General features: G+C 71.3%; 20 protein-coding genes. 13 read left to right on the top strand and 7 right to left on the bottom strand.

All coding sequences use genetic code 11. The features are described 5' to 3' along the window. The first annotated feature begins 11 nt into the window (after positions 1-11). The 9 genes from ACW14X_RS11930 (at position 12) to ACW14X_RS11890 (ending at position 11,239) form a co-directional block, all read left to right on the top strand. Positions 12-905, top strand: a complete 894-nt coding sequence (locus ACW14X_RS11930) for a 2-hydroxy-3-oxopropionate reductase (RefSeq protein ID WP_457165730.1) — start codon at positions 12-14, stop codon at positions 903-905. Between the two features lies 1 nt (position 906). Beyond that, positions 907-2,682, top strand: a complete 1,776-nt coding sequence (gcl, locus tag ACW14X_RS11925; RefSeq protein WP_457165729.1) for a glyoxylate carboligase — start codon at positions 907-909, stop codon at positions 2,680-2,682. A gap of 74 nt (positions 2,683-2,756) precedes the next feature. After that, positions 2,757-3,938, top strand: a complete 1,182-nt coding sequence (locus ACW14X_RS11920) for a glycerate kinase (RefSeq protein ID WP_457165728.1) — start codon at positions 2,757-2,759, stop codon at positions 3,936-3,938. Positions 3,939-4,053: 115 nt separating this feature from the next. After that, positions 4,054-4,938 (top strand): fumarylacetoacetate hydrolase family protein, encoded by an 885-nt coding sequence (locus tag ACW14X_RS11915; protein ID WP_457165727.1) that lies wholly within the window; start codon positions 4,054-4,056, stop codon positions 4,936-4,938. After that, positions 4,935-6,293 (top strand): allantoinase AllB, encoded by a 1,359-nt coding sequence (gene allB, locus ACW14X_RS11910; protein WP_457165726.1) that lies wholly within the window; start codon positions 4,935-4,937, stop codon positions 6,291-6,293. The genes ACW14X_RS11915 and allB overlap by 4 nt, the downstream gene beginning before the upstream one ends. Continuing rightward, a complete protein-coding gene (locus ACW14X_RS11905; protein ID WP_457165725.1) occupies positions 6,290-7,138 on the top strand; it encodes a bifunctional allantoicase/(S)-ureidoglycine aminohydrolase in 849 nt (282 codons plus the stop codon). The genes allB and ACW14X_RS11905 overlap by 4 nt, the downstream gene beginning before the upstream one ends. After that, positions 7,138-7,872, top strand: a complete 735-nt coding sequence (locus ACW14X_RS11900; RefSeq protein WP_160025631.1) for an SDR family oxidoreductase — start codon at positions 7,138-7,140, stop codon at positions 7,870-7,872. Before ACW14X_RS11905 ends, ACW14X_RS11900 begins: the two co-directional genes overlap by 1 nt. A gap of 119 nt (positions 7,873-7,991) precedes the next feature. Beyond that, a complete protein-coding gene (locus tag ACW14X_RS11895) occupies positions 7,992-9,995 on the top strand; it encodes an FAD-dependent oxidoreductase (RefSeq protein WP_457165724.1) in 2,004 nt (667 codons plus the stop codon). After that, complete coding sequence (locus ACW14X_RS11890; protein WP_457165723.1) at positions 9,992-11,239, top strand: class I SAM-dependent methyltransferase; 1,248 nt, start codon at positions 9,992-9,994, stop codon at positions 11,237-11,239. Before ACW14X_RS11895 ends, ACW14X_RS11890 begins: the two co-directional genes overlap by 4 nt. Before the next feature lie 22 nt (positions 11,240-11,261). On the opposite strand, the gene ACW14X_RS11885 is transcribed toward ACW14X_RS11890, so the two are convergent. Together ACW14X_RS11885 and ACW14X_RS11880 are read right to left on the bottom strand one after the other, a co-directional pair. Next, positions 11,262-12,047: an SDR family oxidoreductase gene (locus tag ACW14X_RS11885; protein WP_457165722.1), complete on the bottom strand. Its 786-nt coding sequence runs from the start codon at positions 12,045-12,047 to the stop codon at positions 11,262-11,264. A gap of 38 nt (positions 12,048-12,085) precedes the next feature. Further along, a complete protein-coding gene (locus ACW14X_RS11880) occupies positions 12,086-12,448 on the bottom strand; it encodes a nuclear transport factor 2 family protein (protein WP_457165721.1) in 363 nt (120 codons plus the stop codon). 78 nt (positions 12,449-12,526) lie between these two features. Between ACW14X_RS11880 and ACW14X_RS11875 the strand changes: the two genes are divergently transcribed. Beyond that, positions 12,527-13,321: a MerR family transcriptional regulator gene (locus ACW14X_RS11875; protein WP_457165720.1), complete on the top strand. Its 795-nt coding sequence runs from the start codon at positions 12,527-12,529 to the stop codon at positions 13,319-13,321. Between the two features lie 71 nt (positions 13,322-13,392). Here ACW14X_RS11875 and ACW14X_RS11870 read toward each other — a convergent pair whose 3' ends face one another. Both ACW14X_RS11870 and ACW14X_RS11865 read right to left on the bottom strand, forming a co-directional pair. Then, positions 13,393-14,670, bottom strand: a complete 1,278-nt coding sequence (locus ACW14X_RS11870; RefSeq protein ID WP_457165719.1) for an ankyrin repeat domain-containing protein — start codon at positions 14,668-14,670, stop codon at positions 13,393-13,395. Further along, positions 14,667-15,662, bottom strand: a complete 996-nt coding sequence (locus ACW14X_RS11865; protein ID WP_457165718.1) for an SMP-30/gluconolactonase/LRE family protein — start codon at positions 15,660-15,662, stop codon at positions 14,667-14,669. The genes ACW14X_RS11870 and ACW14X_RS11865 overlap by 4 nt, the downstream gene beginning before the upstream one ends. 175 nt (positions 15,663-15,837) lie before the next feature. On the opposite strand from ACW14X_RS11865, the gene ACW14X_RS11860 reads away from it, so the two are divergent. Both ACW14X_RS11860 and ACW14X_RS11855 read left to right on the top strand, forming a co-directional pair. Beyond that, the gene (locus ACW14X_RS11860) at positions 15,838-17,070 is read left to right on the top strand and encodes a sensor histidine kinase (protein ID WP_457165717.1); all 1,233 of its coding nucleotides are present in this window, start codon (positions 15,838-15,840) and stop codon (positions 17,068-17,070) included. After that, complete coding sequence (locus ACW14X_RS11855) at positions 17,063-17,698, top strand: response regulator (RefSeq protein ID WP_457165716.1); 636 nt, start codon at positions 17,063-17,065, stop codon at positions 17,696-17,698. The genes ACW14X_RS11860 and ACW14X_RS11855 overlap by 8 nt, the downstream gene beginning before the upstream one ends. Before the next feature lie 72 nt (positions 17,699-17,770). Here ACW14X_RS11855 and ACW14X_RS11850 read toward each other — a convergent pair whose 3' ends face one another. The 3 genes from ACW14X_RS11850 to ACW14X_RS11840 all read right to left on the bottom strand — a co-directional run bounded on the left by ACW14X_RS11850 (position 17,771) and on the right by ACW14X_RS11840 (position 23,068). After that, a complete protein-coding gene (locus ACW14X_RS11850; protein ID WP_457165715.1) occupies positions 17,771-19,036 on the bottom strand; it encodes a serine hydrolase domain-containing protein in 1,266 nt (421 codons plus the stop codon). Positions 19,037-19,132: 96 nt separating this feature from the next. Next, complete coding sequence (locus ACW14X_RS11845) at positions 19,133-20,086, bottom strand: metallophosphoesterase (protein ID WP_160025620.1); 954 nt, start codon at positions 20,084-20,086, stop codon at positions 19,133-19,135. A gap of 9 nt (positions 20,087-20,095) precedes the next feature. Next, positions 20,096-23,068, bottom strand: a complete 2,973-nt coding sequence (locus tag ACW14X_RS11840; protein ID WP_457165714.1) for a hypothetical protein — start codon at positions 23,066-23,068, stop codon at positions 20,096-20,098. 110 nt (positions 23,069-23,178) lie between these two features. Between ACW14X_RS11840 and ACW14X_RS11835 the strand changes: the two genes are divergently transcribed. Further along, positions 23,179-24,345 (top strand): Fic family protein, encoded by a 1,167-nt coding sequence (locus ACW14X_RS11835; protein WP_160025618.1) that lies wholly within the window; start codon positions 23,179-23,181, stop codon positions 24,343-24,345. Positions 24,346-24,459: the final 114 nt, after the last annotated feature.

Genomic DNA, 24,459 nt, shown 5'->3' with positions numbered 1-24,459 from the left:
GGAGGAACATCATGACCAACATCGCCTTCATCGGCCTCGGCATCATGGGCAGCCCGATGGCCGCCCACCTCGTCGAGGCGGGCCACGCCGTCGCCGGCTTCGACCACAGCCCCGAGCGCACCCAGGCCCTGGCCGCGGCGGGCGGGCGCGCTGCCGCTTCGACCGCCGACGCCTGCCGCGACGCCGAGGTCGTCTGCGTCATGGTCCCGGACTCGCCTCACGTCGAGGAGGTCCTCGCCGCCGAGGGCGGCGTCTTCGAGTCCGCCCCCGCCGGCGCGCTGATCATCGACTTCTCCAGCATCCGGCCCGACGTGAGCGCGACGCTCGCCGAGCAGGCCGCGGCGCGTGGCTTCCGCATCCTCGACGCCCCGGTCTCCGGCGGCGAGGCCGGCGCGAAGAACGCGGCCCTCTCGATCATGGTCGGCGGCTCGGCCGACGACTTCGCGACCGCGAAGCCGCTCTTCGACACCGTCGGCAAGACCATCGTCCACGTCGGCCCGAGCGGCGCCGGTCAGACGGTCAAGGCAGCCAACCAGCTCATCGTCGCCGCCAACATCCAGGCGCTCTCGGAGGCGGTCGTCTTCCTCGAGGCGTACGGCGTGGACACGAAGGCCGCCCTCGAGGTGCTCGGTGGCGGGCTGGCCGGCTCGAGCGTGCTCAACCAGAAGAAGGAGAACATGCTCACCCGCTCCTTCCAGCCCGGCTTCCGGATCGACCTGCACCACAAGGACATGGGGATCGTCACCTCCGCCGCCCGCGAGGCCGGCGTCGTGGTCCCGCTCGGCTCGCTGGTCGCCCAGCTGATGGCGAGCGCCCGGGCCAACGGCGACGGCGGCCTGGACCACTCCGCACTGCTGCGCGGGGTCGAGCGCCTGAGCGGCTCCGTCACCAAGGGAGAGAACTGAGATGGCGCGCATGCGCGCGGTCGACGCCGCTGTCCTGATCCTGGAGAAGGAGGGCGCGACCCAGCTGTTCGGCCTCCCGGGTGCCGCGATCAACCCGTTCTACAGCGCGATGCGCAAGCACGGCGGGCTCCAGCACGTGCTCGCCCGTCACGTCGAGGCGGCCTCGCACATGGCCGAGGGCTACACCCGGGCCAAGGCCGGCAACATCGGCGTCTGCATCGGCACCTCCGGCCCGGCCGGCACCGACATGATCACCGGCCTCTACTCGGCCTCCGCCGACTCGATCCCGATCCTGTGCATCACCGGTCAGGCGCCGGTCGCGAAGCTCCACAAGGAGGACTTCCAGGCGGTCGACATCGCCTCCGTCGCCGGACCGCTCACCAAGATGGCGGTCACCGTGATGGAGCCCGCCCAGGTCCCGGGCACCTTCCAGAAGGCCTTCCGGCTGATGCGCGAGGGGCGTCCCGGCCCGGTCCTGATCGACCTGCCGCTCGACGTCCAGCTGGCCGAGATCGACTTCGACATCGAGACGTACGAGCCCTTGCCGATCGCCAGGCCGGCGGCCAGCCGTGCCCAGGCGGAGAAGGCGCTGGCGATGATGCTCGAGGCGGAGCGTCCGCTGATCGTCGCGGGCGGTGGCGTGGTCAACGCCGACGCCTCCGACCTGCTCGTCGAGCTCGCCGAGGTCACCAGGGTTCCCGTCGTCCCCACGCTCATGGGCTGGGGCACGATCCCGGACGACCACACGCTCAACGCGGGCATGGTCGGCCTGCAGACCTCCCACCGCTACGGCAACGCGACCATGCTGGCCAGCGACTTCGTGCTCGGTATCGGCAACCGGTGGGCCAACCGCCACACCGGCTCGGTCGAGACCTACACCCGCGGACGTACGTTCGTGCACATCGACATCGAGCCGACCCAGATCGGCCGGGTCTTCGCGGCGGACTACTCGATCGTCTCCGACGCCCGCGCGGCGCTCGAGGTGCTCGTCGAGGTCGCGAAGGAGTGGGCGGCCGACGGCCGCGTCACCGACCGTGCGGCCTGGGCCGAGGAGTGTGCCGAGCGCAAGCGGACCCTGCAGCGCAAGACCCACTTCGACAACGTCCCGATCAAGCCGCAGCGGGTGTACGAGGAGATGAACCGAGCCTTCGGGTCCGGCACGCGCTACGTCACCACGATCGGCCTGTCCCAGATCCAGGCGGCACAGCTGCTGCACGTCTACAGGCCGCGGCACTGGATCAACGCCGGCCAGGCCGGCCCGCTCGGCTGGACCCTGCCGGCCGCGCTGGGGGTTGCGACCGCCGTCCCCGACGGCCAGGTCGTCGCGCTCTCGGGCGACTACGACTTCCAGTTCCTGATCGAGGAGCTGGCGGTCGGTGCCCAGTTCAGCATCCCCTACATCCACGTGGTCGTGAACAACTCCTACCTCGGCCTGATCCGCCAGGCCCAGCGCGGGTTCGAGATGGACTACTGCGTGGAGCTGGCCTTCGACAACGTCAACAGCCCCGAGGTCGAGGGCTACGGCGTCGACCACCTCAAGGTCGCCGAGGGCCTGGGCTGCAAGGCGATCCGGGTGACCGACCCGGCCGATCTCGGTGCCGCCTTCGAGAAGGCCAAGGCGCTGATGGCCGAATACCGCGTTCCGGTGCTGGTCGAGGTCATCCTCGAGCGCGTCACCAACGTCTCGATGGGCGTCGAGATCGACGGCGTCGTCGAGTTCGAGGAGCTGGCCGAGCGTGGTGAGCACGCCCCGACCGCGCTCGTCCCGCTGGACTGAGGCAGGCCATGTCTCCCGCTTCCACCTCTGCCGAGTCGGCGCGTCCTGACGCACATCCGCCGAGTCGGCGCGTCATGACGAGCCGACTCGACGGAGATCTCGGTCAGGATGAGCCGACTCGGCCTGCGCAGCGGGTGCTGGTCGCCTCCGACAAGTTCAAGGGATCGCTCACCGCTGCCGAGGTCGCGGCGGCGGTGAGCGCCGGGATGCGCCGGGGGAGTCCCGGCGTGGTCGTCGACGCGATCCCGGTCGCCGATGGTGGCGACGGCACCCTGGCGGCGGCCGAGTCCGCCGGGTTCGTCCTCGTACCGGTCACCGTGGCCGGGCCGACCGGGGAGCCGGTGCGGACGGCATACGCCCGGCGGGACGACGTCGCGGTCGTCGAGCTCGCCGACGCGTCCGGGTTGGCGCGGCTGCCGGGTGTGCCGGATCCGCTGCGCTCCTCCAGCCTCGGGACCGGGCAGGCGATGGCGGCCGCGATCGATGCGGGCTGTCGCCGGATCGTGCTCGGGATCGGAGGCAGCGCCAGCACCGACGGCGGAGCCGGCCTGCTCTGCGGGCTCGGCGCCAGGCTGTTGACCGTTGCCGGGGACCCGGCGGGCCCAGGTGGAGCCGGGCTCGAGGAGGTTGCCCGGATCGAGGTCGACGAGCTGCGGCGGCGCCTGGACGGGGTCTCGGTCACCGTGGCGTGCGACGTCGACAATCCGCTCACCGGTCCCACGGGTGCGGCCGCGGTCTACGGCCCGCAGAAGGGCGCCGATGCGGACCAGGTCCGACGGCTGGACGCCGCGCTCGGCCGTTGGGCGTCTCTGGTGGCCTCGTTCACCGGAACCGATCTCCGTGACCACCCCGGCGCCGGAGCGGCCGGCGGTGTCGGCTTCGCCGCACTCGCCCTGCTCGGCGCGGAGCTCCGCTCGGGTATCGAGCTCGTGCTCGAGCTGGTCGACTTCGGCTCCGCCCTGGACGGTGCGGCCCTCGTCGTCACCGGCGAAGGGGCGCTCGACGAGCAGACCCTCAACGGAAAGGCTCCGGCCGGCGTCGCCGCCGCGGCCGCCCGCGCCGGTGTCCCGGTCGTGGCGGTCTGCGGGGTCAACCATCTCGACCACGACCGGCTGCAGGCGGCCGGGATCGGAGCGGCGTACGCCTTGACGGACATCGAGCCCGACCTGCAGCGCTGCCTGACCGAGGGCGCCGCCCTGCTCGAGCAGATCGCGGAGCGGATCGCCGCCGACCATCTCATCAAGGAGGACGCATGAGCGAGCGGCGGAATGTTCACCGAGGTAACTCGGTGGGCGCCCACCTCCCTCGTGGAGTTCCACGAGGGAAGCGCAACCAGACCGAGGTCCCTCGGTCAGCATCCGAGGAGGCGGCATGAGACTGCTGAGTGTGGGCCCGCCGGGCCAGGAGCGCCCCGCGGCCCTCGACGACCAGGACGTACTGCGTGACCTGTCGGCCGTCGTGCCGGCGATCGACGGCGACCTGCTCGGCGACCCGGAGCGGATCAGGCGGGTGCGGGAGGCCATCGCCTCGGGCCGCCTTCCCGTCGTCCCCGACAGCACCCGGATCGGACCGCCGGTGGCCCGGCCGGGCAAGGTCGTCGGGATCGGGCTCAACTACGAGGACCACGCCGAGGAGGCCGGCGTCGCCATCCCGGACGAGCCGGTCGTCTTCCTCAAGCCCTCGACATCGATCGTGGGGCCGCACGACGCGATCGAGCTGCCGCCGGGGTCGACGATGACCGACTACGAGGTCGAGCTGGGTGTGGTGATCGGGCGCCGACTGACCCGGTGTGCCGACCCGCAGCAGGCGTTGGCCGCGGTCGGCGGCTACCTCACCGCCGACGACGTCAGCGAGCGGGCACGGATCGAAGCCGGGCCGACATGGGCGAAGGGGAAGTGTGCCGACACCTTCACCCCCATCGGTCCGTGGCTGGTCACGCCCGACGCCGTGGGCGACCCGCAGGCCCTCGGCCTGGAGCTCTGTGTCGACGGCGAGCGCCGGCAGCGGGGGACGACCGCCCGGATGGCCCACGGCGTCGGCGAGCTCCTCGCGTTCCTCAGTACGCTGATGACACTCGAGCCCGGCGACCTGGTGCTGACCGGGACGCCTGGCGGGGTCGCAGCGTTGCGGCCCGAGCCCCGGCCCTTCCTGCGGGAGGGGCACGTGGTGGAGGCCGAGGTGACCGGTCTCGGTCGCCAGCGGACCCGGGTGGTGGCAGTCGAAGAGGCAGTCGATGAGGCGGAGGTGAGGGTGTGAGTCGAGATCTCGATGTCGTCATCCGGGCGGCACGGATGGTGACCCCCGAGGGCGAGCGAGCCGGGGCCGTCGGAGTTCGCGACGGTGCGATCGTCGCGGTGGCGCCGATCGCAGAGGACCTGACCGCGGCCCGGGTGGTCGAGCTCGCCGACGACGAGGTGCTGATGCCCGGCGTCGTCGACGCGCACGTGCACGTCAACGACCCCGGCCGGACCGAGTGGGAGGGCTTCGCCTCGGCGACCCGTGCCGCGGCCGCCGGCGGGGTCACCACGATCGTGGACATGCCGCTCAACAGCATCCCGCCCACCTGCGACCTCCCGGCTCTCGACCTCAAGCGCAAGACCGCGGCGAGCCAGGCCTACGTCGACGTCGGCTTCTGGGGCGGAGCCATCCCGGGCAACGTCGCGGAGCTGCGTACGCTGCACGAGGCCGGGGTCTCCGGCTTCAAGTGCTTCCTGCTCCACTCCGGAGTCGACGAGTTCCCGCCGCTCGACGCCGACGAGCTCGAGCTCGCGATGCGCGAGATCGCGTCCTTCGACGGTCTGCTGATCGTCCACGCCGAGGACGCGCACGCGATCGAGCACGCGCCGGAGGCCGGGGGTGCGGCGTACGAAAGATTCCTGCACAGCCGTCCGCGGGGCGCCGAGAACCTCGCCATCGCCCAGGTGATCGAGCTGGCCCGGTGGACCGGCTGCCGCGTCCACATCCTGCACGTCTCCAGCTCCGACGTGCTCGCGATGCTGGCCTCGGCCCGCCGCGACGGGGTCCCGATCACGGCCGAGACCTGCCCCCACTACCTGACCTTCGCCGCGGAGGAGATCCCCGACGGCGCGACGCAGTACAAGTGCTGCCCGCCGATCCGGGAGGCCGCCAACCGCGAGCTGCTCTGGCAGGGCCTGCGCGACGGCGTCATCGACATGGTCGTCACCGACCACTCGCCCTCGACACCCGACCTGAAGGCCCTCGACACCGGCGACTTCGGGGTCGCCTGGGGTGGCATCTCGTCGCTCCAGCTGGGCCTGTCGGCGGTCTGGACCGAGGCAAAGAGCCGCGGCTTCACCCTCGCCGACGTCGCCCGCTGGATGTCCGAGGCTCCCGCACGTCATGCCGGGCTGGCCCGCAAGGGGCAGATCGCGGTCGGCCACGACGCCGACTTCGCGGTCCTCGCCCCCGAGGCCTCCTACGTGGTCGATGCCGCGCGGCTCCACCACAAGAACGCCGTCACGCCCTACCACGGTCGATCGCTCGCAGGTGTCGTCCGCGCGACCTGGCTGCGTGGCGAGAAGATCGACATCGAGGCCGCGCCCCAGGGCCGGCTGCTCAGCAGAGTCACCACAGAAGGAGCCCGACCATGAGCGCAACACACAACCCTCCTGGCCGCTACTACGCCCCGACCGGTGGCCACCCGTCGCAGCGTGAGCTGACCACCGACCGGGCCGTCTTCACCGAGGCGTACGCCGTGCTCCCTCGTGGCACCATGCGCGACATCGTCACCAGCAAGCTCCCGTTCTGGGAGGGCACCCGGCTGTGGGTGATCGCCCGCCCGCTCTCGGGCTTCGCCGAGACCTTCTCCCAGTACATCGTCGAGGTCTCGCCCGGCGGCGGCAGCGACAAGCCCGAGCTCGACCCGGGCGCGGAGGGTGTCCTGTTCGTGGTCGAGGGCGCGCTGACGCTCTCGGTCGAGGGCGAGAAGCACGGTCTCACCCCGGGCGGCTACGCCTTCCTCCCGCCCGGCTCCACCTGGACGCTGCACAACACCAGCGACCAGGTCGCCCGGTTCCACTGGATCCGCAAGGCCTACCAGGCGGTCGAGGGCATCGACGTCCCCGAACCGTTCGTCACCAACGAGGTCGACGTGCCCGGCGGCGAGATGCCGGGCACCAACGGCGCCTGGAAGACCCAGCGCTTCGTCGACCCCGATGACGTACGCCACGACATGCACGTCAACATCGTCAGCTTCGAGCCGGGCGGTGCGATCCCGTTCCCGGAGACGCACGTGATGGAGCACGGGCTCTACGTCCTCGAGGGCAAGGCCGTCTACCTGCTCAACAAGGACTGGGTGGAGGTGCAGGAGGGCGACTTCATGTGGCTGCGGGCGTTCTGTCCGCAGGCCTGCTACGCCGGTGGACCCGACCGGTTCCGCTACCTGCTCTACAAGGACGTCAACCGGCACGCGGTCCTGTCGAGGCAGTTCACCTGATGCCGGTCGCGGTCGTCACCGGTGCCGGCTCCGGGCTGGGGAGGGTGATCGCGCAGGCGCTGGACGGTGCCGGCTTCCAGGTCGCCCTGCTCGGGCGCACCAAGGCCTCGCTCGAGGAGACCGCGTCGGTGATGGCGCGGTCCCTCGTGCTGCCCACGGACGTCGCTTCCGCCGCTGAGGTGTCGGCGGCGTTCGCCGCGGTCGTCGGGATGTGGGGGCGCGTGGACCTGCTGGTCAACAACGCCGGCACGTTCGGGCCGAGCGGCGAGGTCGACGAGGTCCCGCCCGAGGAGTTCGCCGCGACGCTGGCCGTCAACGTCACCGGCTCCTTCCTCTGCGCCCGCGAGGCGTTCGCCCAGATGAAGCGGCAGGACCCGCGCGGCGGTCGGATCATCAACAACGGCTCGATCTCCGCGCATGTGCCGCGACCGGGCAGCGTCGCCTACACCACCTCCAAGCACGCGATCACCGGTCTCACCCGTTCGCTGGCCCTCGACGGCCGCGCCCACGACATCGCGGTCGGCCAGATCGACATCGGCAACGCGGCCACCGAGATGACCGCCGGGATCGCCGTCGGCGCCCGTCAGGCCGACGGCACCGTACGTCCCGAGCCGACCTTCGACCCGCAGCACGTCGCCGACGCGGTGGTCGCGATGGCCCAGCTGCCGCTCGGGGTCAGCGTGCCGGCGATGACCATCCTCGCGACCGGGATGCCGTACGCCGGACGCGGCTGACGCTCCTCGGGCCGTCCCGAGAAAGGTGACGGCCCGGAACCAATCCGATTCGCCCCGGTGACCGAAGACCGGGTGTCGGCGCCTCTGCGCCGATCCCCACTTCGACCCCGAGGAGCCCGATGAGCAGCGCCGACCACGAACGCCGCCGGATCGCGGTGGTGGGCAGCGGTGTGGCCGGCCTGACCGCGGCCTACGTCGCCTCCGGCGGCAGCGAGGTGACGCTCTTCGAGGCCGACGACCGGCTGGGCGGCCATGCCGACACCCACCGCGTCACCGCGCCGGACGGGAGCGAGCTGGCGATCGACACCGGGTTCATCGTGCACAACCGGCGTACGTATCCGACCCTGCTCCGGCTCTTCGCCGAGCTCGACGTGCCGACGCAGGTCTCCGAGATGTCGATGTCGGTGCGTTCGGAGAGCGCCGAGGTGGAGTACGCAGGCGCGCGCGGGCTGCGCGGGGTGCTGCCCGACCGCCGTGCGTGGCGTCCGGCGCACCTGCGGATGCTCACCGAGATCCCACGGTTCCACCGGGCGGCGCGGGCGCTGCTCGCCGGCGGTGAACCCGACGATCGCACCCTCGAGGCGTTCCTGGACGAGCACGGGTTCACGCCGCACTTCCGCCGCCACTTCATGGCACCGCTGGTCGCCGCGGTGTGGTCCTGCGACCCGGCCACGGCGCTGAGCTACCCGGCTCGCTATCTCTTCGAGTTCCTCAGCCACCACGGGATGCTGCAGATCTTCGGCTCGCCGCGCTGGCGCACGGTCACCGGCGGGTCGGCGACGTACGTCGAGAGGGTCGCCGCCGCGATCCGCGACCGCGGCGGCCGGGTGCTGAGCTCGACGAAGGTGGTGAACGTGGTCGAGACCGGCGCGGGTGTCGAGATCACCGACGGCAACGGGCGCACCGAGCTCTTCGACGCGGCCGTGCTCGCGACCCATCCCGGACAGTCGCTGGCGATGCTCGGCGAGCCGACGGCGGCCCAGCGGGAGATCCTGGGTGGGTTCCCGTACTCCGCCAACCAGGCTCAGCTGCACACCGACACCAGCCTGCTGCCGGACAGCGAGCACGTCCGCTCGTCGTGGAACTACCTGGAGCGCCCGGGACGCGGACAGGTCACGGTCACCTACGACCTGACCAGGTTGATGCGGCTGCCGGCTCCCGGAGGCGTACGTCATCTGGTCACGCTCGGTGGGGCCGACCTGATCGACCCGGAGAAGGTCATCGCCACCATGGAGTACGAGCATCCGCTCTACACCCCGGAATCGGTCGCCGCCCAGCAGCGGGCCGACGAGCTGGACTCCGATGCGTTGGTCTTCGCCGGCGCCTGGCGTGGCTGGGGGTTCCATGAGGACGGCGCCCGCTCCGGTGCCCGTGCGGCCGAGCGGCTGGGACTGTCCTGGACGGCCCCGGTGGAGCGGCCCGACGACGCGACCGGGGTGTATCGCACCACGATCAGCCACACCCGGCGGGGCCCGCTGCGGAACCGGTTCGTGCACCGCTCCCACTGGCAGGTGGTCGACCTGGACCGGCTGCCCGATCACGGGCCCCTCGGCCGCTTCGAGGCCCGCGACCATCTGGGCGACCCCGAGCTCTCGATCCGGGAGAACCTCGCCGCGTTCCTGAAGCGCCACGACATCGATCTGGCCGACGCGCGGGTGCTGATGGCGGCGCAGCCGAGAGCCCTCGGGTTCAGCTTCAACCCGATCAGCGTCTACTGGTGCACGGCCGCCTCCGGGGAGCCGCTGGCCACCGTCGTCGAGGTGCACAACACCTACGGCGACCGACACGCGTACCTCGTCCACCCCGACGAACGGCACCGGGCGCAGGTCGCGAAGGCGATGTACGTCTCGCCGTTCCACGGCGTGGACGGCCATTACGAGCTGACTGTGCCGCCACCCGACGGGCGCCTCCGGGTCGCCGTCCGGCTGACCACCGAGGACGGGACCGTCTTCGACGCCTCCGTCCGCGGCTCCCGGGTCGAAGGGCGGTTCGGGGACACGCTCCGATCCGCTCCCGCCGCGATCCTCGGCGCGGCCTGGATCCGCATCCACGGCGTAGCGCTGTGGCTACGACGCCTGCCGGTCCACAGACGGCCGTTGCACCACCAAGAAGGAGTCCGATGAAGACCATCGAAGCCCCCACCGCCCAGCCCCTGGTGGGTGAGCGTTGGCCGATGCTGCAGGAAGCGCCCAGCGGCCTGGTCGCCCGTGGCACCGCGGCCGCCGCGGCGGCCGTGTTCCGGGCCGCCACGAAGCGGCTCGGCATCAGTGTGAGCGAGGACGGCAGCCCCGCCGACATCGTGCTGCACCGGCCCGAGGAGTTCTACGCCAGGCTCAGCCGGCACGGGCTGATCGGCTTCGGCGAGGCGTACCTGACCGGTGCCTGGGACGCGCCGGAGCTCGGGGAGACGCTGACCGTGCTGTGCCGGGATCTCGACGGTCTGCTGCCCGGGTGGGCACAGCGGCTGCGCGGCGTCTACGAGCGGCGCCGCGGGGCGAAGGACCTGAACACCCCGGAGAACGCCCGCGAGCACATCGGCCACCACTACGACCTTTCGAACGACTTCTTCGCGCTCTTCCTGGACCCGACGATGAGCTACTCGGCGGGCCTCTTCTCCTCGCTGCCCTCGACCGAGGACCTGGCGCTCGCCCAGCACCGCAAGATCGACCGGATCCTCGACGAGGCGGGAGTCGGAGCGGGCACCCGTCTGCTCGAGATCGGGACCGGCTGGGGAGAGCTGGCCCTGCGGGCCGCCGCCCGGGGCGCCCAGGTCACCTCGGTGACCCTCTCCGTCGAGCAGGCCGAGCTGGCCCGGCGCCGGATCGGCGCGGCCGGTCTCGACCATCGGGTGGACATCGAGCTGTGCGACTACCGAGCCGTGGAGGGGACGTACGACGCGGTGGTCTCGGTCGAGATGATCGAGGCGGTCGGGGAGCGGTTCTGGCCGGTCTACTTCGCGAAGATCGACGAGGTCCTGGCCCCGGGCGGCACCGCGGTCATCCAGGCGATCACCATGCCGCACGACCGGATGCTCGCGACCCGCAACACCGAGACCTGGATCACCAAGTACATCTTCCCCGGCGGCCTGCTCCCTTCGACCGAGGCGATCACCGGTGTCACCGAGGAGCACACCCGGCTCCGGCTGCGGAGCCGGCTCTCGTTCGGGGCCCACTACGCGGAGACCCTGCGGCGGTGGGACCACGCGCTGTGGGAGCACGCCGAGGAGGTCCGGGCGCTCGGGTTCGACGAGACGTTCCTGCGGATGTGGCATTTCTACCTGGAGTACACCCGCGCCGGATTCGCCGCCGACTACATCGATGTCCAGCAGCTCACGTTCACCCGGGACGAGGCCCCGACCGGCGGCTGATCAGTGGGGTGATCGCGAGCGCTCAGACGGTCGGGACGGTGCCGCCGTCGATCACGTACTCGGCGCCGACGATCGCCGAGGCGCGGTCCGAGACGAGGAATCCGACCAGGTCCGCGATCTCCTCGGTGCTCGCGAACCGTCCCAGGGGTACTCCCCCGAGGGAGTCGTAGATCGTCTGCTTGGCGGCTTCACGGGTGAGCCCGTTGCCCTTGGCGATCCGGTCCACGAACCGTTCGTAGGCTTCGGTCTCGATTCCGCCGGGGCTGATCGCGTTGACCCGTACGCCGCGTGGTGCGAGCTCGTTGGCAAGTCCCTTGCTGTACGTGCGCAGCGCGGCCTTCGCTGCTGCGTAGGCCAAGGACGCGTCGTACAGGGGCAGCTCACGCTGGATCGAGGTGACGTGCAGGACCACGCCCGACCCGGACTCGATCATCGCCGGGAGAAGGGCCCGATCCAGCCGTACTGCTCCCAGGAAGTTGAGGTTCAGCTCGGTGAGCCACTGGTCGTCGGTGATGACCGCGAATCCACCCGACGGCGTCGACGCCCCTCCGGCGACGTGCACCAGGATGTCGAGTGCGCCGGCCTCTGCGATGCGAGCGGCCACGGCGTCGGTGCCTGCTGCCGTCAGGATGTCTGCTTCGATGAACCGGTCAGGGTGCTCGTACCCGTCGGGCATGGTGCGCGCCGTCACGTACACGTCGGCACCCATCTCTCGCAGTCTCTCCACGACGGCCTTGCCCGAGCCTTTCGAGCCGCCCGTGACCAAGGCCCGGCGACCATCGAGACGGTCGCGATCTGAGATGGACATTTCTCTCCTTGTTGAAGATCGAGGTGGTGTGGGTGCGGTCAGGCTGGGTGGTTGGCGATGACGAGTTCGGCGACGAGGCCATCCCGCAGCGCGAACCGGTAGTCGAGCTCGGCGACGCCTCCCGCGAAGGTGCCCTCCAGCCGCACGGTGACCACCCAGTGGGTGTCATCGACGCGGCGAGCGCCGACCTGGTCGGTCGTGTACTCGAACTCGGACCCGGCGTCCCGCAGGAACGCGTGGACGTCCTCCCGGCCGCGGAAGGTCTCGTCCTGGTCGACGACCACCGCATCCTCGACGAAGTAGGACGAGGCGGTGTCGGCGTCGCGGGCGACGTGGGCGGCGAGGAACTCGCGCACGATGGTCGGGAGCAGGTCGGACGGAAGATCGGTGTGCTGTGTCATGAGCCCACCATCTGGGCTCTCGGCATGGGAGGGTCAAGCGGTGGACTCTCCCCCAGGGAGAGCGTTCACAATGAGGGGGTGCTGACCATCGGGGAGTTCTCGCGGTTGACCCACCTGAGCGTGCGGACCCTGCGCCGCTATCACGAGGCGGCTCTGCTGGAGCCCGCCGTGGTGGACGAGACCACCGGTTACCGCTACTACGGCGTCGACCAGATCCCGACCGCGCAGGTCATCCACCGACTCCGCGAGCTCGACGTCCCCCTGGGCGATGTGCAGCGGATCCTGCGGACCCCCGATCCGGGTGTCCGGGCGGCCCTGATCGCGGACCACCTGCAACGCCTCGAGGACGAGCTCGACCGCACGCGGGCCGCGGTCGTGTCGCTGCGCCGCCTGCTCCGGCCCGACCCCGCGCCGATCGACGTCGAGCTGCGCGCGGAGCCCGCCCGGACGGTCGCGGCGGTGGAGGCCGTCGTCGAGCATCGCGAGGTCGAGGCCTGGTTCGCAGGCGCGATGGCTGAACTGGAGGCGGCTGTCGGTGCCGACGTGACCGGACCGCCGGGCGGTGCCTACGACAACGCACTGTTCGAGCAGGAGCGCGGGCACGTGCTCGTCTACCTGCCTACCGCCGCGCCCCCTCGCACCGGACGCGTGCACCCCGCGACGCTTCCGGCCGCGGAGCTGGCCGTCACCACCCACGTCGGCGAGCACGACGGCATCGAGGTCGCGTACGGCGAGCTCGGGACCTGGGTGGTGGAGAACGCGATGTCGGTGGCCGGGCCGGTGCGGGAGGTCTACGTCGTCGGCCCTCGTGACACAAGCGATCCCGCTGCGTGGCGCACCGAGATCGGCTGGCCGGTCTTTCGTGTCACCTGAGACGAACGGGACGAACGAGGCCCCGACCGGCGGGGGAACCGGTCAGGGCCTCGAGCTCGGGGAGCGGCGGATTAGCCGCCCTGCTGCTCGATGATCCGAGCGATCTCGGTGAAGCCGCGGTTGCGGGCATGCTGGAGAGGCGTCACGCCGTCGCGGTCGGCGATGCTCGGGTCGGCGCCGTTCTCGAGCAGGCTGCGGACGACCCGCTGCCAGCGGTCGGACCCCTCGCCGAGGATCACGGCCTCGAGGAGGGCGGTCCAGCCGAGGTCGTTGACGTGGTCGAGGTCGATCGCGGTCTTCGCGACGCGTTCGACGTAGTTCGCGTGGCCGCGCTCGCTGGCCGGGATGATCGAGAGGCCGCCGTAGCGGTTGCGTACGGTCAGGTCCGGATCGACGCTGAGCAGCAGCTCGGCCATCGGGACGCTCCCGGTGACGCCGGTGACCAGCCAGGGGGTGTCGTGCTGGCCGTCGAGGGCGTCCGGGTCGGCACCCAGGTGCACGAGCAGACGGGCCGTCTCGAGGTGGTCGTCGGTGACCGCGAGCAGGAGAGGCGTACGCCGGTTGCCGTCCCTGGTCTCCAGATCGGCACCGCCACGGAGGGCGGCCGCGGCCGAGTCGGTGTCGCCCGACGCCGCCGCCCGCAAGAGCTGCTGGTCGCCGTCGGCGACATCGGCAGAAGCAGTACGCAGCGTCGACACGATCGCGTCGAATCCACGCTCCTCGGCGTGCTCCAGGGCGGTCTTCCCGTCCCGGCCCGCCTCGATCGAGATGTCCACGCCGGCCGCGACGAGCACCCGTACGGTGTCAGCCGCGTCCGGGCCGTCGTCACCCAGGACGACCGCCTCGTGCAGCGCGGTCCAGCCCAGGTTGTTGACGTGATCGAGGTCGATCCCGGCCTGCACCAGACGCCCGACGATGTCGGCGTGGCCTCGCTCGGCGGCCCGGATCAGCGCGGTCCCGTTGTAGGAGTCCTTGGCGTTGATCTCGGCGCCGTTGCGGAGAGTCAGGTCGAGCAGGTCCACGTAGCCCTCGCTCGCGGCGATGAGGTAGGCGCTCTGCTGGGTCTCGTCCTCGTAGTTGACGTCGGCCCCGGCCTGGACCAGCTGACGGGCACGGGCCACGTCGTTGTCCCAGGCGGCCTTTATCAGCTCCTCGTTCATGCGCTGTCGCTCCTCGGGCTCCAGGGTCTTACGCGCCGGCGCGGAGGTCGCGGCGGACGCGGACGGGGTGGGGGAGGCCGGCTCGGCGGCCTCCTCCGGCGCCGAGGCGCAGCCTGCCAGAAGCAGGGCCAGCACCGCGGACGCCGTGACGGAGGCTGCCGCCGACCGCCGCAGGCGCGGACCGGTCATCGCGGCATCTTGGCGGTGACGATCTCGTACGGCCCCTGCGCGGTCTGCTCGTCGAAGTGGCTGTCGACCAGCAGCAGCCTGCCGTCGAGCAGCTTGCCGGTCGTGAAGACGCGGTCCGGGCCAGTGGCGCGCGACGAGATGAGCTCGGCGGAGGTCGCCGACGGGTTCAGCTCGAGGTGCACGAGCTGCTTGTCGAAGTTGCGGACCACGGCGAGGTCGCGGCCCTGCGCGATCAGGCCGTCGGCGTTGCGCAGGTTCGCGCCGTCGGTGTCGATCTCGCTGACCTCGCCGGTCGCGACGGAGAAGCGCCACAGCTGCCCGGTGGTGCCCTGCGCGACCACGAAGGCGGAGCGGTCCTGGCTGAGCACGATGCCGCCGAGGTTGAAGCCCTCCTGCCGGGTGATCAGCGAGCTGCCGTCGGCCCACTCGGTCGCCTCCCAGCCGTCGGCACCCTCGGCGACCCGGATGATCGTCGGGTCGTTGGAGTTGGTGAAGTACGCCGCGCCGTCCGGTCCGATCGCGACATCGTTGAGGAACGCGTCGTTGTCGGGGACGCGGAGGGCGGCGAGCAGCTCGCCCTCGGGGCTGTAGACCCAGAGGTCGGGGCGGTCGTTGCCGGTGCCGTTCGGGCCACCGGCGATGTAGATGCGGCCCTCGTCGTCGACGGTGATGCCGCGAGCGGTGTAGCGGCCGTCGGTGCCGTCACCGGCCAGCCACTCCTCGGCCTGGGCGCGGTCGGCCGAGCCGCGCTGGATCTCGCCGCCGGTGACCTCGCTGACGTAGAACCTCCCGGACTCCGGGTCGACGCCGATGCCTTCGAACTTCGAGCCGCCCTGGGCGGACGGGTCGCCCTCGAGCAGGTAGCTCGCCGGGCGGCCGTCGCCCTCGGCGGCGTTGGCCGCGGTGCCCGTGCCGAGGGCGGTGAAGGACAGGGTGGCCGAGGCGGCGATGCCGGCCAGGCCAGCGAGGGCGGCGATTCGGGACGTACGCATGGTGGTGCTCCTCCGGTGTTCGGTGCTGTTGGTCGAGCTGATGCATCAACCATCGCCGTCGGGGAGGGGTCGAGACATCGGGTGACCGGCGACGTCTGGATAGCCGTTCGGCGACACCCCGGATAGCCGATCGGATGATGCCGGAGCCGCGCGACCGGCCTAGCCTGGAACGACCATGTCGACCGAAACCGTGCCAACCTCGGGGCTCAGCCCGCGCACCGGTGGGATCCTGGCCGGCCAGACGCTGCTCGACCGCTGGCTCCACATCTCGCTGGTGGTGCTCGTCATCGCCTCGGTCGCCCGCTATCTGCAGGGACACGGCTTCGGCGACCAGGCCGAGGTGGTCCTGCCCGGCGCCGCCGTCCTCCTGATCGCGTACGCCGCGGGCCGCCGCCTCGCCGGCACCGCCGCAGTCGTCTGGCTGGCCGCGGTGATCGCCTGCTGGACGGTGCTGGCGCTGATCGCGCCGTCGTTCTCGTGGGCGGCGGTGCCGCTGGTCTTCCTGGCCCTGCGGGTGCTGCCGTTCCGCTGGGCCGTGGCCGTCACGGTGTTCCTCGTCGCGGTCGTCGCGGTCGCGTGGAGCCGGATGACCGGCCTGGCCGACCCGACCGTCCTTCTCGGCCCGGTCTGCGTCGCCGTGCTCGCGGTGACCGCCTACCGCGCCCTCGAGCGCGACGCGGCGACTCGTCGCCAGCTCCTCAACGAGCTCGAGGCGGCCCAGGACGAGGTCGCCGACGCCGAGCGCCGCGCTGGTGTCGTGGCCGAGCGGGCGCGGCTGAGCCGGGAGATCCACGACAGCGTCGCCCAGGGCCTGACCAGCATCAACCTGCTGCTCCAGGCGGCCGACCAGGAGTGGGAGTCACGCCCGGCCGACGCCCGCGACCACGTCGACCAGGCGGCCACCATGGCCCGCTCCTCGCTCGACGAGGCGCGACGTGTCGTCCGCGACCTCGCGCCCACCGAGCTGACCGGCGGATCGGCGCTGGCCACCGCCGTACGCCAGGTCGCCGACGACGTCGCCGCCACCACCGGGCTCAGCATCCCGGTCCACGTGCACGGCGACCCGCACGAGGTCGGTGGCAGGGTGGCTACCGCCGTCGTACGCACCCTGCGGGGTGCGCTCGCCAACGTCGCCGAGCACGCCGGCGCGACCACGGCGGTCGTCTCGCTCACCTTCCACGAGGGCGGGGTCGCCCTGGACGTACGCGACGACGGAGCCGGGTTCGACCCGGCCGCGCTCCGGGAGACGGACGGGCTGCGCGGACACGGCCTGGCCGGAATGCGGGCTCGCGCCCGCCTGCTGGGTGGAGACTTGGTCATCGAGAGCGCCCCGGGCGAGGGCACGGTGGTCGCGGCCTCGTTCGCGGCCGGACAGGCAGCATCTCAGGGGGAGGAACGTCGTGGCTGAGCAACGCATCCGGGTGGTGCTGGTGGACGACCATCCGGTCGTCCGGGCAGGCGTACGCGCCCTGGTGGACGCCCAGGACGACCTGGACGTGGTCGGCGAGGCCGCCGACTCGGCCCAGGCCGTCGCTGTGGTCGGCGAGACCAAGCCGGACGTGGTGCTGATGGACCTCAGCCTCGGCGACGGGCCGGGCGGCGCGGAGACCACCCGGCTAGTCCGCGACCTGCCGGAGCCGCCGCACGTGCTGGTGCTGACGACCTACGACACCGAGGCCGACGTCCTCGAGGCGGTCGACGCCGGTGCGGCGGGCTACCTGTTGAAGGACGCGCCGCCCGACGAGCTGTTCCGCGCCATCCGCGGCACCGCGCGAGGCGAGACGGTGCTGGCCCCCTCGGTCGCGACCCGGCTGCTGCAGCGGGCCGCCTCGCCGGCGCCGAAGGTGAGCCCGCGCGAGGTCGAGATCCTGCGGCTGCTCGCCCGAGGGCTGGGCAACAAGGAGATGGCTCGCGAGCTCCTGGTCAGCGAGGCGACGGTCAAGTCGCACCTCTCCCACATCTACACCAAGCTCGGCGTCGACACCCGAGCCGGTGCCGTCGCCACGGCGATCGAGCGTCGCATCCTGCGACCCTGACCGTGCCGGGCGCGACACCCTGGGAGCGCCAGGCGCACCACGTACGCCTGGCGCTCCCAGGGTTCGAAGGACTCAGCAGGTCGCGAGCAGCATCGGCTCCAGCAGAAGGCCGAGGTCGTAGGGCGGCTCGGTGGCACCGGTGTAGTCGCGGCCGGTCCAGGCGAGAGTGACCTGACGCTCGCCGTTGCGTGAGCTCCAGTTGATCGACTGGGTGCCGAAGTGGGCGCCGTCGTGGCCGTAGAGGTATTCACCCTCCGAGCAGGGGTCGGTGACGCGATAGATGCCCAGTCCGTAATCGGGGTCGGCGCTGCCGGTGCGAGGCGGGAGCATGGCGTCGACCGAGGCCGGTGAGACCAGCTCACCGGTGAGCAGTGCCTCGTTGAGCGAGGCCAGGTCACGGGTGGTGCTGGTCGCGGCGCCGGAGGCGTGGAAGACGCTCGGGTCCAGGTCGGTCAGGGACCGCCATCCGGTCTGGTCGATCTTGGCCGCACCCTCGAGGAACGGTCCGCGGTTGTGCGAGGTCTTCGGGTAGTCGGTGCGGAGCATGCCGGCCGACCAGAAGATGCGCCGGCGGAGCAGGTCGTCGAGATCTTGGCCGGTCTCCTTCTCGAGCATGACGCCGAGGGCGACGTAGCCGTAGTTGGAGTAGGAGAAGTCGGTGCCGGGCTCGAAGAGCCAGGGGACCGAGCGCATCGCGGCCAGGTGCTCGGCCTCGGAGTAGTGCTGACCGACGGCGTCGATGAGCTGCTCCAACGAGTTGGGGTCTTCGACGCGATTCTGCAGCAACTCCTCTGGGCCGCGCGGGGCCCCGGAGCGGTGGCTGAGCAGGTGCTCGATCGTGACCCCGGCAGGAAAGATCCCGGGCAGTACGTCCTCCGCCGGGGTGTCCAGACTCCACGTGCCGCGCTCGACCTCCTGCATGACCAGGGTCGCGATCATCGTCTTGGTGTTGCTGGCGACGTGGAACCTGTCGAAGGCCCGGACGTTGCGCTCGGTGCCCGCCTCGCGTACGCCGCCTGCCCCCGTCCACGTCAGTCCCGGAGCCTCGACCCGGGCGGTGACGCCGAGGGCGCCGTCGGCGATGAGCGCGTCGACGGCTCGGTCGAGCGCGGCTGCAGCCGGAGTCGCCGACCGGGCCTTCAACCCGCGCTGCTTGGCCGCCGCCCGGTCGGCGATCGCAGTCGCCTCCCGGGTCAGCGCGGTCGGGTCCGGCGCGAAGGCCGCAGGCCCGCGATCAGGATCGGGATCAGGCTGGGCGTACGCGGCCGGCACGGCCGTCAGGGGAAGGAGCACCGCGGCGATCGCTGCGGTGCCCGTGCGGACGAGGGTCCGAGACATGGCTGCTCCTGTCGTCGTCGACGTGTCACAGCCATCGTTCCGGGCCCGGACGTACGCCCACATCAGCCTCGAGTCGGAGATCGAGGCCGTCCTTGGTCAGTCTCGAAGCTGACGCCGCAGGGCGCGAGCGGCCTTGCCCTTGCGGGAGAAGAGGTCGCGGCGCTCGGCGACGGTCATCGCGGCCAGCTTCTCGACGACCGAGAAGGGGAAGCCGGCGACCTCGGGGGACTCGCTGGTGGGCACGGTGGTGTGCACGACCGGGGCACCGGGCACGCCACCGACGCCTTCGTCGTAGAGGTGGACCAGCGAGATCGCCTGGTGGCCGGCGACGGCTGAGGAGAACCGGTCGGCGGTCGCGGGGGCGGCGGCGAAGCAGCTCGCGGAGGCGACCGAGACCGGGATGCCGGCGAAGGTGGTGTTGGTCGAGTAGTGCAGGTGACCGGCCAAGATGGAGCGTACGTCGCTGCCCGCCAGCACCGGAGCGAGCCGGTCGTGGCCGTCGAGCTCGATGATCACGCTGGCGTCGTTGAGGGGGAGCGGCACCGGTGGATGGTGCATCGTCAGCAGCGTGCCGTGAGGCGCCGGCTCCTTCAGTACCTCGGCCAGCCACTCGAGCTGCGAGTCGTCGATGTCGCCGTGGTGCCAGCCGGGCACGGTGGTGTCCAGGGCGATGATCCGCAGGCCCGCGACCTCGTGGACGCGGTCCTGCGGGGCGTCGGAGGCCTCGCCGAAGAGCACCTCGGAGTAGACCTCGCGTTCGTCGTGGTTGCCCATCACCCAGACGATCTCCGCGCCGAACTCGGCCGCGACCGGCTCCACCTGCTCGCGAAGACGCACGTAGGCGCCACGCTCGCCCAGGTCGGCGAGGTCGCCGGTGAAGACGATCGCCTGCGGCGGGGTGGGCATCCCGCGCAGCCGCGCCAAAGCCCGCTCGAACCCGGGCGCGGGGTCCACCTTGCCGTAGATGCGCCGCTCGTCACCGGCGTAGAGATGGGTGTCGGAGAGGTGAGCGATCGTGTGGCGTGGAGCGGGATACTGGCCGAACTGCACGGAGCCAGACTAGCGGCGAAGCCGTACGCTCGAGGTGACCCCGACCAGCGCGGCGGCGGCTCCGCAAGCGACCGCGAACCACGGCAGGCTCGTCGGGATACCGAGGTGCACGGTGATGCCCAGGATGCGCGAGAGTCCCCAGGGGATGAGCGCCATCTGGTCGTTCCAGACGGTCAGGGCGCGTTCGGTGCCGATCATCGCGACACCCGCGCCGCCGAGGACGACCGGGACCCCGGCTGCGATCAGGACCCGTCCCACGGCTGCGCGACGGGTGAACCCGTAGGCGCTCCGCAGGGCCAGAGCCGTGGCGACGAACAACAGCCCGAAACCGGCGAACGCGACGGTGATGTAGAACGTCCGAGGGCCCGGCTCGGTCCAGAAGAGGAACCAGTAGCGCCCTGGTCCGCGGTTGGCGAGTGCCGCCATCAGGATCACCGACCGGACCAGCACGACCGCGCCGAGAACCGTCCAGAGCGCGAAGGGGTCGCGGCGGCCGATCAGGAGTCGTAGCGTCAGCGCGAACAACACCCAGGCGCCCACGGTCAGAGCCACGTGCGAGGGTGCCGCGAACCACGTCAGGGTCAACCGGCCGAGCACCAGCACCAGCACAGGCAGGACCAGCACAACCACCCGTTCCCACCGCCGTACCGGTCTCTCCCGCAGGAGACGGCCCAGCCGCCACGGTCGCGTCAGCGCGGTCCGCAACGGCCTGACCAGGATCAGCCCGGCCATGGCGAGCACCAGCAGCCCACGAGCGATCCAGGCCATCGCCGGATCCCGGTCGGCCCGCCTCGCACCGATGTCGGCGGCGGTGAACTGGAAGGCGGGGTGGGCCTGGTCGTCGCCGTAGGTCGCCACGTGCGAGGCACGCGACCTCTCGAACGCTGCCCGCGCGGACTGCCATCGATCGCGTGCCCGGGATGATCCCGTGTCGAGCCATTCGGCGTGATACATCGTCATCGCGCGGTAGTCGCTGAGGACCCGGAACAGGTTGATCTCGTAGTCGATCGCGGCCAGGAGGTCCGTACGCAGCGCCGGATCGCGCCAGGTCGAGGGGTCGGTCCCGGCGACGATCTGCCGCATCGACTCGGCCGTCTCGATCGCGTCCCGGCCGCCCTCGGCCGCCTCGTCCAGGCGGTCCTCGCTGATCGCGTAGATGCTGCTGAGGACGGCCGTGTCTCCGGTGACGATGTCCCACTCGAACAGCCAGGTCTGGGGCGGGATCTCGAGCCCGAGCGCGCGCACCTGGTTCTCGGCGAACGGTGCGATGTAGAGCCCGTCGAGCACCGCTTCGCGCGAGAGCGCCATCGCCTCCCCGATCGCCCGCACCGTGGCCGGGTCCGAGCTGAACGCCTCGCGCGCCCAGTCCGCGGTGATCTCGCCCGGCTCGGCCGAGGTGTCCCAGGCGAGCCGCGACGCTGCGTACGAGTTCAGGTCCCACAGCTGCCAGAAGCCCTCCCGGAGGTAGAGCGTCCGCGGGCCGGCGTGGATCGGGCCGCCGTCCTGGCTCCAGGACCACACTCCCTCGATGTTCGGGTTGGCGTCGACCAGGTGGGTCAGGGCCGCCGAGTAGGCGGCGGTGAGGTCGTTCGGGAGCGCCCCGAACCCCTCGAACTCGCGCCGGCTCTGCATCTCGACGAGGCGCCGATGGCCGCCGACCTCGAGGGTCGGGTTGAGCGGGAGGAAGGAGTAGAAGTCGCCGGCGACGTGCTTCGTCGAGACGATCAGCGCATCGCTGTGCACGTCACCGAGCACCTTCTCGTACGAGACGGGGTTGGTGTGCAGGTCGCCGACCGCACCGACGCCGACGCTCCAGGTGCGGAAGATGATCTCTCGATCCTGGCGCTCGGCGACGGTCGTGAACACGTCGAGCATCGCCTTGACCGCCGTCGGCGTCGTGACCGCGATCTCCGACCAGTAGTCCCAGCCGGGCAGCTGGTAGATCCGGCCGCCCTCGCCGATGCGGATCATCAACCCGTCGACGTACGGCATCTCGGCGAGGAGCTCCTCGAGCCCGGCGGCGTAGATCCTCCAGAGCTCCGGGTCCTCGGCGTCGAGATCGTGCTCGTCGAGGTAGCGCTGGAGCGGCGTGGACAGGGCGAGCATGTCGGTGCCGAGGTAGACCCTCATCCCGGCATCGTGGGCGTACCGCCACATCGAGCCGAAGTGCTCGCGCATCGCGAGCGCTCGGGCGACGTGCGGATCCTCGGTGGTCGGATAGATCTCGTCGCCGTCCCCGAAGCGGTCGAAGGTGACGTACTCGAGGAATCCGGGCATGACGATGCCGTTGTAGCCCCGGGCGAGCTGATGATCGACGTACGTCCGGAACTCCTCGGCGTCCTCGGCGAGCGCCGCGGTGTCGACGAACGGCGCGTCCGAGAGGATCGCGTCGGCGAACTGGCCGCTGTTGTGCGAGTACTCCTCGCCCGTACGCCAGTCGGCGGCCGTCCCGGGAACGCCGGCCGCGCCCTTGTCGACGAGACGCAGCGGGAGGTCCGGCTGCTGCACCTTGCCGTCCTCGCCGGGGGTGAGGAGCGGACGGGCCGTGCGCACGCGGTCGGCCAGCTGGTAGAGCCCGGCCGCGGCCCCCGCCGCGTCGGCCGCCTCCAGGTGGATGTCGGTGCCGTCGCTCGTCGTTCGGTACGCCTCGGCCCCATCGCCTTCGCCGAGGCCGGTCCCGGTCGTCACGGTCAGCGTGCCGCCGGCTCGGGCTCCGGAGTCGTCGACCGCCTTCTGGAACGCCGCGGCCGCGAGTCGGACCCGGGGGCTCGCCTCGTCCTCGGCCAGCCGCACACGGCCGACAGTGGGTGCGGTCGCCGTCCGTGCCGCCGCGACGCTCGCCGTCTCGGGCGCTGCCGCGACCGGCTCGGCGCTGATCCCGAGGAAGCCGGAGACCTGCGTGGCGAGCACGAATCCGACCGCCAGCAGGAGGACGAGCGAGGCGATCAGGATCGCCGGTGCCCGTCGAGGACGCGTTGTCACGCGTGGATCGTAGGGGACGGTTGGATGTTGGCGGGCAGCTTCCAAGAGCCGCTTGGAAGTTCCCGTCAACTTCCAACTCAAGCGACCTCGGAGTGGTAAGTTGACCGGTCATGGATCCGGAGAGGTACGACGCTCCGCAGTTCGGCAGAGCGACCCGCGAGCCGGGGAACAAGTGGGCCTACTGGTACTACAAACCCGCCCACATCCCGCGTGACCTGCCGTTACAGCCGCTCACCGTGAAGGCGCTCTCGGATGCCGACGCCGCGCTGGGACGCCTCCAGGGCGTGAGCGCGCTGATCCAGGATCCCGAGCTGCTGATCGGGCCCTACCTGACCCAGGAGGCGGTCGCCTCGTCCCGGATCGAGGGCACCCAGACCTCCCTCGAGGAGGTCCTCCAGGACGAGGTCAGCGGTCAGGCGACCAGGAGCGAGGACGTCGCCGAGGTCAAGGCCTACCTCGCCGCGACCCGTCAGGGCTTCGAGCTCATCAGGAGCTGGCCGCTCAGCCAGCGGCTCGTCCTCGAGCTCCACAAGACCCTGCTGACCGGCGTGCGGGGTCACGAGCGCCACCCCGGCGAGTTCCGGCGGAGCCCGGTCTGGGTCGGCTCGCCGACCGACAACCCCACCACCGCCGCGTACGTCCCACCCCTCCCGCCCGACCTGCCCGAGCTGATCGCCGACTGGGAGGCGTACGTCAACGTCCCCGACCTCAGCCCGACGCTGGTGCGGTGCGCCCTGATGCACTATCAGTTCGAGACGATCCACCCGTTCCTGGACGGCAACGGGCGCATCGGGCGGCTGCTGATCAACCTGATGCTGATGGAGGAGGGGCGGATGACCACGCCCCTGCTCTACCTCTCGGGCTACATCGAGGCTCACCGCCAGACCTACTACCAGCGGCTGCAGAGCGTCCGGGAGCGCGGTGAGATGCAGGAGTGGCTGCAGTTCTTCCTCACCGCGGTGCGACGTTCGGCCGAGGACGCCACGACCAGGTCCGAGCGCCTGGTCGCGCTCCGGGAGGGCTATCTCGACGAGGCCGCCACCTCACGCGCCAACCTGTCCGGGCTGGTCACGCTGCTGTTCGCCAACCCCTACCTGACCGTCAAGCGCGTCCAGGACGCGACCGGCTTGACCAACCAGGGCTCCCGCAACCTGATCCAGGACGCCGAGCGGCGCGGGTGGATCGAGGCCGCCGGCCGGTCGGGCCGCGGCGGCCGGCACTACTGGATCGCCAGAGCGGTGATGGACGTGATCGAGGAGCCACTGGCGTACGACTGAACGCGCCCTGAACACGACGGAAAACGTGCAGGTGGCCCCGGCTGTGCACGTGTGCACGCCCAGGGCCACCTGTGTGACGTGGCCGAGCAGTCGGTAGGGGGTGATCACCCGGCC

This window comes from Nocardioides sp. YJ-D4, assembly GCF_054031495.1.
Note: the sequence above shows the minus strand (reverse complement) of the source record. Positions and strands in the feature narration are given on the sequence as shown.

Coding starts and splice junctions, on each gene's coding strand:
- ACW14X_RS11930 (WP_457165730.1), top strand. CDS start 12: ATGACCAACATCGCCTTCATCGGCCTCGGCATCATGGGCAGCCCGATG.
- gcl (WP_457165729.1), top strand. CDS start 907: ATGGCGCGCATGCGCGCGGTCGACGCCGCTGTCCTGATCCTGGAGAAG.
- ACW14X_RS11920 (WP_457165728.1), top strand. CDS start 2,757: ATGACGAGCCGACTCGACGGAGATCTCGGTCAGGATGAGCCGACTCGG.
- ACW14X_RS11915 (WP_457165727.1), top strand. CDS start 4,054: ATGAGACTGCTGAGTGTGGGCCCGCCGGGCCAGGAGCGCCCCGCGGCC.
- ACW14X_RS11905 (WP_457165725.1), top strand. CDS start 6,290: ATGAGCGCAACACACAACCCTCCTGGCCGCTACTACGCCCCGACCGGT.
- ACW14X_RS11900 (WP_160025631.1), top strand. CDS start 7,138: ATGCCGGTCGCGGTCGTCACCGGTGCCGGCTCCGGGCTGGGGAGGGTG.
- ACW14X_RS11895 (WP_457165724.1), top strand. CDS start 7,992: ATGAGCAGCGCCGACCACGAACGCCGCCGGATCGCGGTGGTGGGCAGC.
- ACW14X_RS11890 (WP_457165723.1), top strand. CDS start 9,992: ATGAAGACCATCGAAGCCCCCACCGCCCAGCCCCTGGTGGGTGAGCGT.
- ACW14X_RS11885 (WP_457165722.1), bottom strand. CDS start 12,047: ATGTCCATCTCAGATCGCGACCGTCTCGATGGTCGCCGGGCCTTGGTC.
- ACW14X_RS11880 (WP_457165721.1), bottom strand. CDS start 12,448: ATGACACAGCACACCGATCTTCCGTCCGACCTGCTCCCGACCATCGTG.
- ACW14X_RS11870 (WP_457165719.1), bottom strand. CDS start 14,670: ATGACCGGTCCGCGCCTGCGGCGGTCGGCGGCAGCCTCCGTCACGGCG.
- ACW14X_RS11865 (WP_457165718.1), bottom strand. CDS start 15,662: ATGCGTACGTCCCGAATCGCCGCCCTCGCTGGCCTGGCCGGCATCGCC.
- ACW14X_RS11860 (WP_457165717.1), top strand. CDS start 15,838: ATGTCGACCGAAACCGTGCCAACCTCGGGGCTCAGCCCGCGCACCGGT.
- ACW14X_RS11850 (WP_457165715.1), bottom strand. CDS start 19,036: ATGTCTCGGACCCTCGTCCGCACGGGCACCGCAGCGATCGCCGCGGTG.
- ACW14X_RS11835 (WP_160025618.1), top strand. CDS start 23,179: ATGGATCCGGAGAGGTACGACGCTCCGCAGTTCGGCAGAGCGACCCGC.